The following is a 13324-nucleotide window of genomic DNA, read 5'->3' as shown; positions in this document are numbered from 1 at the left end:
CGCGGTTGCCGCCGCGATGCGGCTCGAATTGTTTAGGGTAAACGATTAAACCAGTGTTTTTAACCCGAAGAACTTCCGGGCCGTCACCACATCATTGGCGATTTGCTGCTTCAGGGCATCCAGCGAAGCAAACCGCTGTTCATTGCGCAATTTTGCGCGGAGCACCACCTCAATATGGCGCCCGTAAAGATCCATTGTGACATCCAGCAGATGCACTTCCAGCTGCTGGCGCACGCCGGCGACGGTCGGGCGCGTGCCGATATTGGCCACGCCCGGCAGCGGCTTCGGCCCCAGGCCATACACTTCCACCGCATACACTCCTTTCACCGGCGCCACCAGACGCTTGAGCGGCAGATTGGCGGTCGGGAAGCCGATGGTGCGCCCCAGCTCGTCGCCGTGCACCACGCGCCCGGAAATGCTGTACGGGTGACCCAGCAGGGTCTCCGCCAACGGCAGATCGTCCTCGCTCAGCGCGGTGCGGATCGCGGTGCTGCTGATGCGCCGCTCGCCTTCGCGGAAGGTCGGGGTGCTGACCACGTCGAAGCCGTACTCTTTTCCGGCCTGCTGCAATAGCGGAAAATCGCCCTGACGCCCGGCGCCAAAGCGAAAATCATCCCCCACCATCAGGAATTTGACGCCCAGTTTTTCCACCAGCAGCTCGGCGACGAACGCCTGCGCAGTGTTGGCGGCGAAACGCGGATCGAACTTGACGCACAGCAGGTAATCGACGCCCGCCTGCGCCAGATAGTTGGCCTTGTCGCGCAGGCGCGTCAAGCGGGCCGGCGCCTTGTCTGCGGCGAACATCTCCAGCGGCTGCGGCTCAAAGATCATGACCATCACCGGCAGCCCGAGGCGTTGCCCTTGTTGCTTCAACTGCTCCAGCAGCGCCTGATGACCGCGGTGTACGCCGTCAAAGTTGCCGATGGTGAGCACGCAACCATGGTGGCGCGCCCGGATATTGTGAATGCCGCGAATTAGCTCCATAGCTGGCTCAAAACAGTGGAAATCGGCGGATTATACCTTGTACAGCCGGTAAGGTTAACCCGCGATTGGTGCCTTTATGTAATAGACATACCATACCGGAGATAATCTGCGCGTGAAACGGCTTCGCCGCAGTTTATCCGGCGCTGCCGGGGCGATTCTCGACCGCGGCCAACGGCTTGCGCCCGCCGCGGCAAAACATTGGCGAATTTTCTCGCGAAACACTGTATTCCCAAGAGCGAAGCTGGTAAAATCCTGCGCCATCACAACGTAGCGAGTGCCGCCTGTACAAACGGCGCTTATTTGCACAAATCCATTGACAAACGAAGGCTAAAAGGGCATATTCCTCGGCCTTTGAATTGTCCTCAATAGAATATATTTGGGAGTTGGACCTTGGCTAATATCAAATCAGCTAAGAAACGCGCCGTACAGTCTGAGAAACGCCGCAAGCATAACGCAAGCCGTCGCTCAATGGTGCGTACCTTCATCAAGAAGGTAGACGCAGCTATCGCAGCTGGCGACAAAGAAGCAGCACAAAATGCATTCCTGGTAATGCAACCACTGGTGGACCGTCAGGCAGCTAAAGGCCTGATCCACAAAAACAAAGCAGCGCGTCATAAGTCAAACCTGACTGCACGCATCAACGCAATGCAATAAGCATTTCGTTATCTGCTTGATAAAAAAACCGGCTCAGGCCGGTTTTTTTACGTCCTGCGTTCAGTGAACCGCTAGCAGGAAAACAGCGCCGAGAAGTCTTTGTTGCAGACGCGCTGCACCGCCGGATGCTGGATCATGCGCTCGGCGAAGATGATGTAATACTCCTCCTGCACGCTGTCGATACGCCCAATCTCCACCACGTTGTCATCGTTGTAGGTATCCTGCGCATACAGCGTCGGCGCCACGAAGATCGCATTGTGGTACATGCCGAAGGCCTTCATCAGCGCCGCATCGTCGAACTCGCCCAGAATTTCCACCTGAATGCCCTGCGTATTGAACCAGTTGAGCAGCTTGCGCCCCAGCATCGAACGGCGGCCGGGGATCAGCAGCTTGCGCTGCTCCAGACAAGCCGGGAACGGCAGGTCCGGCGCCGGTTGGCGACAGAAAAAGCTGATGCCGCACTCGCCCAGCTTCAGCGAGAACAGCCCTTCCTGCTGGCTGGAGTCCACCGGGCAATCCGAGAGGATCATATCCAGCTTGTGCTGGCTAAGCTGCTCCAGCAGCATCTCGTGCGTCGATTCAAAGCAACGCAGGTGGATCTGCTCGTTGTCCACCACCACCGCCGTTTCCAATACCTGGCTGACCAGCCGCTTCGACAGCGCATCCGCTACGCCGACGTCGAACAGCAGGTTGGACTCTTTGCGGTAGTTGACGATATCCAGCATTTCCTGGCTGAGCATAAACATCTTGTCGGCATAGCGGAACACCAACTGCCCCAGCTCCGAAGGCACCAACCCGCGCCCCTGGCGTTTGAACAGCTTGCCGTCCAACCGCTCTTCCAGCGCTTTGATCTGGCCGGTGATGGTCTGCGGCGTCAGAAACAACGCTTCGGCGGCACCGACCACGGAACCGGCCTTGCAGACCTGCCAGAAATAGTAAAGGTGATTAAAGTTGATATGCGACATCCTCACGAGCGGCTCTCCTTAACAACGTTTCGCAGCGGCAAACGGTGTGCCGTGACGAGCGACAAACTTCCTTTCCCTGCTTCAGACAACGTATAACCCCATTAGTCCCAACGAAGAACGGCCGAAGCTGCACATATTTTATACCGTACAGCTCCGACCAGCCATTTTATTATGTGCCCTTACCGCGCACATTCAGGATTAACGCACGCGCGGCAACGCCAGACGCAGCAATCCATACCCTACCACCGCCGCAGTGGTGGAGCCCAACAGGATCCCCAGGCGGGAATAGGTGCTGAGCGCCGCATCTGCATCGCCAAACGCCAGCGAGGCGATAAAAATCGACATGGTGAAACCAATGCCGCAGAGCACCGAAACGGCAAACACCTGTTTGAAGCCGATGCCTTCAGGCAAACGGGCGATGCCCATTTTCACCGCCAGCAGGCTGAAGAGGAAAATCCCCAGCGGCTTGCCGATAAACAGCCCAGCCGCAATCCCGACCGGCAGCAGCGACGTTAACCCTTCCAGCGATACGCCCTGCAAAGAGACCCCGGCGTTGGCGAAAGCGAACAGCGGCAGGATCATAAACGCGACCCAAGGGTGCAACTCATGCTCCAGCGTTTCCGACGGCGATGGCCCCTTTTTGACGTTCAACGGGATCATAAAGCCGACGATCACCCCGGCCAGCGTCGCATGCACCCCAGACTTGAGGATCGCCACCCACAACACCAGGCCAACCATCATGTATAACGAGGTCTTGCCCACGCCGCGCCAGTTCATCACCGCCAGCAGCGCCGTCGCCGCCGCCGCCACGCCCAGCGCCACCATCGACACTTCGTGGGTGTAGAACAGTGCGATGATGATAATCACGCCCAGGTCGTCGATGATCGCCAACGCCAGCAGGAACACTTTCAGGCTGGTCGGCACGCGGTTGCCCAGCAGCGCCATTACGCCAAGCGCGAAGGCGATATCGGTCGCGGCCGGGATCGCCCACCCCTGGCGGGTGACGTCATCCGCGCCGTTGAACAGCAGGTAAATCAGCGCCGGCGCCAGCATGCCGCCCAGCGCGGCGATCGCCGGAAACACCGCCTTGTCGCGCCCGGACAGCGAGCCTTGCATCAGCTCGCGCTTGACCTCCAGCCCCACCACCAGGAAGAAGATGGCCATCAGGCCGTCGTTGATCCACAGCAGCAGCGGCTTGGCGATCTCCAGCGAAGCAATCTTCACCATCACCGGCAGGTTAAGGAATGCCTGATAGATCCCCTGCGCCGGGGTGTTGGCCATGATCAGGGCGACGATCGCCGCCGCAATCAGAATGATACCGCCCGCGGCTTCCTGACGTAAAAATTGACGAATGATGTTGGTCACAGTACGTCTCTCCAAATCTGTGCAGGACGTAGCGCCCTGCGAACAACAGTCATGAAGTGAGTATAGAGGGCGTTTTAGTTCGAAAAAATAAGTTTATAAATGCTAAATAGCTCGGAAAAACCGATAAAAAGCACGAATAAGTCACACTTATATTATGGAATTTGCGGTTTGGCGCGCAAATAAAAACCCCGGAACAGAAGCCCGGGGTTCGTACATAAACCAAAAGAAACAGTAGGTTAGCGAGTCAGATCGTCAAAGAACTTTTTCACCCCGTCGAAGAAGCTCTTCGAACGCGGGCTGTTCTTGTCGCCGGACGGGCCACCCAGGCTCTCTTCCAGCTCACGCAGCAGCTGCTTCTGCTTGTCGTTCAGATTGACCGGGGTTTCCACCACCACGCGGCACAGCAGGTCGCCCTGGCTGCCGCCGCGCACCGATTTCACGCCCTTGCCGCGCATGCGGAACAGCTTGCCGGTTTGGGTCTCCGAAGGCACCTTCAGTTTCACCCGGCCGTCCAGCGTCGGCACTTCAATCTCGCCGCCCAGCGCCGCCATGGCGAAGTTGATCGGCACTTCACAGTACAGGTTGTTGCCTTCACGCTCGAAGATCGGGTGCGCCTTCACCTGCACCTGAACGTACAGATCGCCCGCCGGTGCGCCGTGTTCGCCGGCTTCACCTTCACCCGCCAGGCGGATGCGGTCGCCGGTATCGACGCCGGCCGGAATTTTCACCGACAGCGTCTTGGATTTTTCTACCCGGCCGTGGCCGTGGCACTTGTTGCACGGATCTTTGATAATCTGACCGCGGCCATGGCAGTGCGGACACGCCTGTTGCACGGTGAAGAAGCCCTGACGCATCTGCACCTGGCCCTGACCGTGACAGGTTGGGCAGGTCACCGGCGAGCTGCCCGGTTTGGCGCCGCTGCCGTGGCAGACGTCGCACTCTTCCAGCGTCGGGATGCGGATCTCTTTGGTGACGCCACGTACCGCTTCCTCGAGGGTCAGCTCCATGTTATAGCGCAGATCGGAACCGCGGCTGGCGCGCTGACGGCGGCCTCCGCCGAAGATGTCGCCAAACACGTCGCCAAAGATATCGCTGAAGTCGGCGCCGCCGCCAAAGCCGCCGCCGCCCATGCCGCCCTGTTCAAAGGCCGCGTGCCCATACTGGTCGTAGGCCGCGCGTTTCTGGTCGTCGGTCAGAACTTCGTAAGCTTCTTTAACTTCTTTAAACTTGGTTTCGGCGTCTTGTTCCTGGTTGCGGTCAGGATGGTATTTCATCGCCAGGCGTTTATACGCCTTTTTGATCTCACGTTCATCCGCCGTCTTGCTGACGCCGAGAATCTCGTAATAGTCTTTCTTCGCCATTCTTTCGCTTACCCTTAACATGCGTGCACGGGCGCAGAGTTGCCTCGACGCCCGTGCTGGTTTCCGGGAACGACACCTCGGCCGCCCCGTGCCCGCTTAAGGGCGATTATTTTTTGTCTTTAACTTCTTCGAACTCGGCGTCAACCACGTCGTCGTCTTTCTGCGCCGCGTTGTCCGCGCCGGCGTCAGCACCCTGCTGAGCCTGCTGCGCCTGAGCCATTTCCAGCAGTTTGCCGGAAACCTGCACCAGCGCCTGAGTCTTCGCTTCGATCTCGGCTTTATCTTCGCCTTTCACCGCCGCTTCCAGATCCTTCAGCGCCGCTTCGATCGCCGTTTTGTCTTCCGCCGGCAGTTTGTCGCCCGCTTCTTCCAGCTGCTTGCGAGTGCCGTGGATCAGGTGATCCGCCTGGTTACGCGTCTGTACCAGCTCTTCGAACTTGCGGTCAGCTTCAGCGTTCAGCTCGGCATCGCGCACCATTTTCTGGATTTCGTCTTCGTTCAGGCCAGAAGATGCCTTGATGGTGATCTTCTGCTCACGACCGGTGTTCTTGTCTTTGGCAGACACGTGCAGGATGCCGTCGGCATCGATATCGAAGGTCACTTCGATCTGCGCCATGCCGCGCGGCGCCGCCTGGATGCCGTCCAGGTTGAACTGGCCCAGAGATTTGTTATCGCTGGCGCGCTTACGCTCACCCTGCAGCACGTGGATGGTTACCGCAGACTGGTTGTCTTCAGCGGTAGAGAACACCTGGCTGTGCTTGGTCGGGATCGTGGTGTTTTTGGTGATCAGCGGCGTCATCACGCTGCCCATGGTTTCGATACCCAGCGACAGCGGGGTCACGTCCAGCAGCAGAACGTCCTTCACATCACCGGCCAACACGCCGCCCTGTACCGCAGCGCCCACGGCAACCGCTTCGTCCGGGTTCACGTCTTTACGCGGTTCTTTGCCGAAGAAGTCTGCGACTTTCTTCTGCACCATTGGCATACGGGTCTGGCCGCCCACCAGGATCACGTCCTGGATGTCGGAAACCGACAGGCCTGCGTCTTTCAGCGCCACTTTCAGCGGTTCGATAGAGCGCGCAACCAGATCTTCAACCAGCGACTCGAGTTTGGCACGAGTCACTTTGATGTTCATGTGTTTTGGACCGGTCGCGTCTGCGGTGATGTACGGCAGGTTAACGTCGGTCTGCTGAGCGGAAGACAGTTCAATCTTCGCTTTCTCAGCGGCTTCTTTCAGACGCTGCATCGCCAGCGGATCGTTGCGCAGATCGATACCCTGATCTTTCTTGAACTCTTCCACCAGGTAGTTGATCAGACGGCTGTCGAAGTCTTCGCCACCCAGGTGGGTGTCACCGTTGGTCGCCAGCACTTCAAAGGTTTTTTCGCCGTCAACGTCGTCGATTTCGATGATGGAGATATCGAAAGTACCGCCGCCCAGGTCATAAACCGCGATGGTGCGGTTGCCGACTTCTTTGTCCAGGCCGTAGGCCAGAGCCGCCGCAGTCGGTTCGTTGATGATGCGTTTGACTTCCAGACCCGCGATGCGGCCGGCGTCTTTGGTCGCCTGACGCTGGGCGTCGTTGAAGTAAGCCGGTACGGTGATAACCGCTTCAGTTACCGGTTCGCCCAGGTAATCTTCCGCCGTTTTCTTCATTTTTTTCAGCACTTCCGCAGAGATCTGCGGCGGAGCCATTTTCTGGCCTTTCACTTCCAGCCAGGCGTCGCCGTTGTCGGCTTCGACGATTTTGTACGGCATGATCGCTTTGTCGCGCTGCGCTTCTTCATCCTGGAAGCGGCGACCGATCAGGCGCTTGATGGCGAACAGGGTGTTTTCAGGGTTGGTCACTGCCTGACGCTTAGCCGGCTGGCCAACCAGAGTTTCACCGTCCTGGGTATATGCGATAATAGAAGGAGTGGTGCGGTCGCCCTCGGCGTTTTCCAGCACGCGTGCCTTGGCACCATCCATAATTGCTACGCAAGAGTTGGTAGTACCCAGGTCGATACCAATAATTTTGCCCATCTAAACGTCTCCACTAAAAAATTCATAATCAGTCAGGTTGCTAACCTATATGCGGGCGATTTTTTGCTTTTCAACTGCCCGATATCTCAGTGCGACCCGCGGTTAGCAGCTGCGGTTGCAAATAAGATGGGGCCATCCAGTCCGGCATCAAGGGGCAAGGCGAAAAAAATTTCTTTTTTTATCGTCATTCAGATCATTGTTTCCGGCTGCGGGGATCATTATGATGCGCGCGCTCTGGTGGAAAACTTCGATTTTTTGGCCATTCAGACCATTTATGATTTTACTTCGCTGTTTCCGTTAATTTTCTGTTATCGCAGAGGACTTATGCACACCAACAAGTTGGCGAATCCCGGCCCTCTCGGCCTGATGGGCTTCGGGATGACCACCGTCTTGCTGAACCTGCACAACGCGGGCTTTTTCCCACTGAACTCCGCCATCATCAGCATGGGGATTTTCTTCGGTGGCCTGGCCCAGATCCTGGCCGGTCTGCTGGAGTACAAGAAGGGCAACACCTTCGGCATGACCGCCTTCACCGCCTACGGCAGCTTCTGGCTGAGCCTGGTCGGCCTGCTGCTGCTGCCACGTCTGGGTCTGGCTGAAGCCACCGAGGCGCACGTGCTGGGCATCTACCTGGCGCTGTGGGGCGTCTTCACCCTGTTCATGTTCTTCGGCACCCTGGGCGCCAACCGCGTGCTGCAGTTCGTGTTCGCCAGCCTGACGCTGCTGTTCGCCCTGCTGGCCGTCGGCAACATCACCGGCAACCACGCGCTGCTGACCTTTGCCGGTTATGAGGGCATCATCTGCGGCGCCAGCGCCATCTACCTGGCGATGGCCGAAGTGCTCAACGAGCAATACGGCCGCACCGTGCTGCCGATTGGCGAACCGGCCCCGGCCCGCGTCGCGGCCTCACCGATCGCGGCGTAATCGCCCTCCCCTGACGAAAAAGCCCTGCAGTGCAGGGCTTTTTTTTTAGCTGTAGGAGTCGGCTCGCCGCTCGCCGGCTTCGCTGTTCAGGTCGCGATGCAGGTAGACGCCGAGCAGCAGCCCGAGGAGCGACAGCGCCAACACATAGTAAGCGGGCGCTAACGGGGTTAATTTCATGATCAGCGTCACAAAAATAGGGGTTAAACCGCCAAAAATAGCGTACGAGACGTTATATGAGAACGAGATGCCGGTAAACCGCACTTCCGCCGGGAAGGCCCGCACCATCACATACGGCACGGCCCCCACCACGCCTACGCTGAAGCCCACTAGCGCATAGCAGGCGAACAACATTTCCGGGCGCACGCCCACCGTTTGATAGAACAGCCAGCTGCAGCCGGCCAGCAGCACACTGCCGACCACCAGCGTTTTGCTGGCGCCGAAGCGATCGGCCGACAAACCGGCAACGATGCAGCCGGCGATCAACATGATGGTGGCGATGCTGTTGGCCTGCAGCGTCAAGGCCGGCGCGATGCCGAACTGCTTTTGCAGATAGGTCGGGGTCATCAGGATCACCACCACGATGCCGGCGGAGAGCAGCCAGGTCAGCAGCATCGACACCGCCACTTCCCGTTTGTGGTTGATCACCACCGATTTCAGCGGCAGCTCCTCGGCCAGCGCTTTACGCGCCTGCATCTCGATAAAGATCGGCGTCTCCTGCAGCCAACGGCGCAAGTACATCGCCACCAGGCCGAACATGCCGCCCAACAGGAAAGGAATGCGCCAGCCGCCGCCGGCGATGCTCTGCGGGCTGAGCGTGGTGTTGATCACCGTCGCCACCACCGAGCCCAACAAGATGCCCACCGTCAGCCCGGCGGTCAGCGTGCCGCAGGCGAAGCCGATGCGCCGGCGCGGCACGTGTTCGGCGACGAAGACCCAGGCGCCCGGCACCTCACCGCCGATCGCCGCGCCCTGCAACACGCGCATCAGCAGCAGCAGCAGCGGCGCGGCGATGCCGATGCTGGCGTAGGTCGGCAGCAGACCCATCGCCAGCGTCGGCAACGCCATCAGCAGAATGCTCAGGGTAAACATCTTTTTACGGCCGACCAGATCGCCGAAGTGCGCCATCACGATGCCGCCCAGCGGGCGGGCAAGATAGCCGGCGGCGAAGATGCCGAAGGTTTGCACCAGCCGCAGCCACTCCGGCATGTCCGCCGGGAAGAACAGATCGCCGACCACGGCGGCGAAGAACACGAAGATGATGAAGTCGTAAAACTCCAGCGCGCCGCCCAACGCGGCCAACGTCAGCGTTTTGTAGTCTTGCCGGTTCAGCCGGCGATTATTGTCGTGAGGCATAGGGCACCGTCGGTAAAGGCTGTAAAAATAAAAGCCGCAGGCTTTCTGTAAAAGAATCCTTACTATAACGGCAAATTATTTTCACACCAGACGGGCTGAAGCCGATCTCGCAGAACGCTGAAATTTAGAGGTTTATCTCGCGACGCGCGCTCTTTGGCCGAAATGCTGCTACCACCGCGGCGTGCGTTTCGACGTAAGGCCCGTCGAGCAGTTGAATGCAATAAGGCACGCTGGCGAAGATGCCATGCACCACCGCATTGCCCTGCTCATCCTTTACCCCTTCCAGCGTTTCCTTGATCGACTTCGGTTGGCCGGGCAAGTTGATGATCAGCGCCTGTTTGCGGATCGCCCCCACCTGGCGAGAAAGAATTGCCGTTGGCACATAGTGTAGGCTGATCTGACGCATTTGCTCGCCGAAGCCGGGCATCACGCGATCGGCGATCGCCAGCGTGGCGTCGGGGGTGACGTCGCGACGCGCCGGCCCGGTGCCGCCGGTGGTCAGCACCAGATGGCAGCCCATTTCGTCCACCAGCTCGCACAGCGTCTGTTCAATTTGCGTCTGCTCATCGGGGATCAGCCGGGTTTCCAGCTTGAAGGGCGTCGCCAGCGCGCCGGCCAGCCACTCCTCCAGCGCCGGAATGCCTTTATCCTGATAAACGCCGCCGGACGCGCGGTCGGAAACGGAAACCAAACCAATACGTAAAATATCCATGCGTAACCTCTACAGCCTGATGGGGTCCGAACGGGTTCGTCTCCCGTTCTGTTGTCATTGCCGAGAGTATAAGGGCTTCCCCCGCCGACGGGAGCGTCGGGCATAAAAAAAGGTGGCCTGAGCCACCTTTTTACTGCGCGATCTGCGGGAATTACAGCAGGTCGGCGATCATTTTTTCCAGTTTACCCTGGTCTACGGCGAATTTGCGGATGCCGTCGGTCAGTTTCTCAACCGCCATCGGATCCTGGTTGTGCTGCCAGTAGAACTCAGGTTCGGTCAGTGCGGCAGGACGCGCCTTCACTTCACCGGTATAAGACAGTTTGCGCTCCAGCGCGCCTTCGCTCTCCGCCAGCTCTTTCAGCAGCGCAGGCGCGATGGTCAGGCGGTCGCAGCCGGCCAGTTCGATGATTTCGCCGACGTTGCGGAAGCTGGCGCCCATCACCACGGTGTTGTAGCCGTGCTGTTTGTAATACTGGTAAATTTCGGTCACGGAGATCACGCCCGGATCTTCGTGCGGAGCGAACTCTTTCTTGTCGCCGTTAGCTTTGTACCAGTCGAGGATACGGCCGACGAACGGCGAGATCAGGTAAACGCCGGCTTCGGCACAGGCGCGAGCCTGAGCGAAGGAGAACAGCAGCGTCAGGTTACAGTTGATGCCTTCTTTCTCCAGCTGCTCCGCCGCGCGGATGCCCTGCCAGGTCGAGGCCAGTTTAATCAGAATGCGATCGTTGCTGATGCCGGCTTCGTTGTACAGCTTGATCAGGCGCTTGGCCTTGGCCACGCTGGCAACGGTGTCGTAAGACAGACGCGCGTCAACCTCGGTGGAGATGCGGCCCGGAACCAGTTTGAGGATCTCCAGACCGATGTTGACTGCCAGCTTGTCGGCGGCGTCGGCGATCTGCTGCTCGCGATCGTTGCTCTGGCCGCGCGCCCAGGCAATGGCTTCGTCAATCAGTTTGCGGTATTCAGGAATTTGGGCTGCATTGAGGATCAGCGAAGGGTTGGTTGTGGCGTCCTGCGGTTGATACAGCTTCATTGCCGCGATATCACCCGTATCTGCAACCACTGTAGTCAGCTGGCGCAGGGAAGTTAATTTGTCGGTCATGTTGGCATTATCTCATCGTTTGTGCATGAACTTTTGGCATTGTTCAACCATGCCCTGCCCTGATAATAACATGCGCCAAGCCCGGCGCAAGGCTGGAAAACCGCGGCGCGCAAGCATCTGTTTTATCCTTGGGCGAGCAACCGTTTACGCCGATATCTTTCGCCATTACCGAGCGGATGGAAAGGCAATAACGTGCTATCGCCCGAATAAATTATGTTAAATTCGAAAAAATTGATGCAATTCGTCCGCTAATCTGCGAAAAATCTTAATCGACTGACGCCGGACAGATTCCAGCTAAGCTCTTGTAAAAAATAGGCCAATGTTTTTCACCTGCGGTGGATGCTGCAAGGTGCGCATGACATTTCGATAAGAGGAGGGATCCCTTGACGGACCTGATGAATTTTATAAACAACATTTTGTGGGGGTCAGTGCTGATTTATCTGCTGCTCGGCACCGGCATCTACTTCACGTTGCGTACCCGCTTTATCCAGCTTCGCCACTTCAGCCACATGTTCTCGGTGTTGAAAAACAGCAATAAAAGCGACAGCGCCGGCATCTCCTCTTTCCAGGCGCTGTGCACCACGCTGGCGGCGCGCGTCGGCACCGGCAACCTGACCGGCGTCGCCATCGCCCTGACCGCCGGCGGCCCCGGTGCCATCTTCTGGATGTGGGTGGTGGCGTTTATCGGCATGGCCACCTCATTTGTGGAAAGCTCGCTGGCTCAGCTCTATAAAACCAAAGACGATAACGGCAACTACCGCGGTGGCCCGGCCTATTACATGGAAAAAGGCCTCGGCATGCGCTGGATGGGCGTGCTGTTCTCGATCTTCCTGATCATCGCGTTCGGTCTGGTGTTCAACGCCGTGCAGGCCAACTCCATCGCGCAAGCTTCCGCCGTCGCCTTCCACTTACAGCCGCTGCACGTCGGCATCGGTCTGGTGCTGCTGAGCGGCGTGGTGATCTTCGGCGGCATCCGTTCCATCGCCAAAGTGGCCGAACTGGTGGTGCCGCTGATGGCCGGTGCCTACCTGCTGCTGGCTCTCTGGGTGATTGGCCATAACATCGAGCACATGCCGGCGATCCTGGCGCTGATCTTCAAAAGCGCCTTCGGCCTGCAGGAAGCCGCGGCCGGCGCCGTCGGTTACGGCATCTCCCAGGCGATGACCCAGGGCGTGCAGCGCGGCCTGTTCTCCAACGAAGCCGGCATGGGATCGGCGCCCAACGCGGCGGCGTCCGCCTCGCCTTATCCGCCGCATCCCGCTTCGCAGGGCTACGTGCAAATGCTCGGGGTATTTATCGACACCATCGTCATCTGCAGCGCCACCGCGGCGATCATCCTCTCCTCCGGCATTCTCGATCAGCCGACCGACAGCATCAGCGGCATCGATCTGACCCAGCGCGCGCTGTCGACCGCCGTCGGCAGTTGGGGCACGCCGTTCGTCGCCATCGCCATCTTCTTCTTCGCCTTTACCTCGATCATCGCCAACTACGCCTATGCCGAAAGCAACCTGGTGTTCCTCGAACACAATCATCCGGGCGGCCTACTGATTTTCCGCTGTGTGGCGCTGGGCATGGTGATGTTCGGGGCGCTGGCGGAGCTGCCGCTGGTGTGGAAAATGGCGGATACCTCCATGGCGCTAATGGCGATCACCAACCTGACGGCGATCCTGCTGCTGTCGCGGGTGGCGCTGAAACTGGCCGACGACTACCATCGCCAGCGCCGCTTGGGCAAGCTACCAACCTTCGACGCCACCCGATTCCCGGAGCTGAAATCGCAGCTGGAGCCGGGCGTGTGGGACGATCAAAAGCCGCCGCGCTGAGTTTTCCGGGGCGCGTGCGATGCGCGCCCCGCCTATTGGACCGATTGCCGCTTTTTCCTGC

11 protein-coding genes are annotated in these 13324 nt (G+C 58.8%); 3 read left to right on the top strand and 8 right to left on the bottom strand.

Features of this window, described 5'->3' with window-relative positions; genetic code table 11:
* Positions 1 to 45: 45 nt before the first annotated feature.
* Positions 46 to 984, bottom strand: a complete 939-nt coding sequence (gene ribF / locus IT763_RS03030; protein ID WP_016929138.1) for a bifunctional riboflavin kinase/FAD synthetase — start codon at positions 982 to 984, stop codon at positions 46 to 48.
* 390 nt (positions 985 to 1374) lie between these two features.
* On the opposite strand from ribF, the gene rpsT reads away from it, so the two are divergent.
* The gene (gene rpsT, locus IT763_RS03025) at positions 1375 to 1638 is read left to right on the top strand and encodes a 30S ribosomal protein S20 (protein WP_004932960.1); all 264 of its coding nucleotides are present in this window, start codon (positions 1375 to 1377) and stop codon (positions 1636 to 1638) included.
* A 71-nt stretch (positions 1639 to 1709) separates the two neighbouring features.
* On the opposite strand, the gene nhaR is transcribed toward rpsT, so the two are convergent.
* From nhaR to dnaK, 4 genes are all read right to left on the bottom strand, one after another.
* Positions 1710 to 2609 carry a transcriptional activator NhaR gene (gene nhaR, locus IT763_RS03020; protein WP_028127865.1) on the bottom strand — a complete coding sequence of 300 codons (900 nt, stop codon included), beginning with the start codon at positions 2607 to 2609 and terminating at the stop codon, positions 1710 to 1712.
* 192 nt (positions 2610 to 2801) lie between these two features.
* On the bottom strand, positions 2802 to 3968 hold the full coding sequence (gene nhaA / locus IT763_RS03015) for a Na+/H+ antiporter NhaA (RefSeq protein ID WP_033641227.1): 1167 nt from the start codon (positions 3966 to 3968) through the stop codon (positions 2802 to 2804).
* A 236-nt stretch (positions 3969 to 4204) separates the two neighbouring features.
* Complete coding sequence (gene dnaJ / locus IT763_RS03010) at positions 4205 to 5329, bottom strand: molecular chaperone DnaJ (protein WP_004932969.1); 1125 nt, start codon at positions 5327 to 5329, stop codon at positions 4205 to 4207.
* A gap of 106 nt (positions 5330 to 5435) precedes the next feature.
* Positions 5436 to 7349 (bottom strand): molecular chaperone DnaK, encoded by a 1914-nt coding sequence (gene dnaK, locus IT763_RS03005; RefSeq protein WP_004932972.1) that lies wholly within the window; start codon positions 7347 to 7349, stop codon positions 5436 to 5438.
* A gap of 324 nt (positions 7350 to 7673) precedes the next feature.
* Here dnaK and satP point away from each other — a divergent pair, with 324 nt between their 5' ends.
* Entirely contained in the window at positions 7674 to 8273 is a 600-nt protein-coding gene (gene satP / locus IT763_RS03000; RefSeq protein ID WP_206195162.1) for an acetate uptake transporter, read from the top strand.
* Between the two features lie 45 nt (positions 8274 to 8318).
* Here the strand turns inward: satP and IT763_RS02995 are convergent, their stop codons facing one another.
* The 3 genes from IT763_RS02995 to tal all read right to left on the bottom strand — a co-directional run bounded on the left by IT763_RS02995 (position 8319) and on the right by tal (position 11443).
* The gene (locus IT763_RS02995; RefSeq protein ID WP_206195161.1) at positions 8319 to 9626 is read right to left on the bottom strand and encodes an MFS transporter; all 1308 of its coding nucleotides are present in this window, start codon (positions 9624 to 9626) and stop codon (positions 8319 to 8321) included.
* Positions 9627 to 9750: 124 nt separating this feature from the next.
* Positions 9751 to 10338: a molybdopterin adenylyltransferase gene (gene mog / locus IT763_RS02990; RefSeq protein WP_015376607.1), complete on the bottom strand. Its 588-nt coding sequence runs from the start codon at positions 10336 to 10338 to the stop codon at positions 9751 to 9753.
* Between the two features lie 151 nt (positions 10339 to 10489).
* A complete protein-coding gene (tal, locus tag IT763_RS02985; protein ID WP_049300127.1) occupies positions 10490 to 11443 on the bottom strand; it encodes a transaldolase in 954 nt (317 codons plus the stop codon).
* Positions 11444 to 11826: 383 nt separating this feature from the next.
* Between tal and IT763_RS02980 the strand changes: the two genes are divergently transcribed.
* The gene (locus tag IT763_RS02980; RefSeq protein WP_016929145.1) at positions 11827 to 13263 is read left to right on the top strand and encodes a sodium:alanine symporter family protein; all 1437 of its coding nucleotides are present in this window, start codon (positions 11827 to 11829) and stop codon (positions 13261 to 13263) included.
* The last annotated feature ends 61 nt before the right edge of the window (positions 13264 to 13324 follow it).

The sequence above is a fragment of the Serratia sp. CMO1 genome, from assembly GCF_015689115.1.
Taxonomy (GTDB): domain Bacteria; phylum Pseudomonadota; class Gammaproteobacteria; order Enterobacterales; family Enterobacteriaceae; genus Serratia; species Serratia marcescens.
This window is presented reverse-complemented; position numbering and strand designations above follow the sequence as displayed.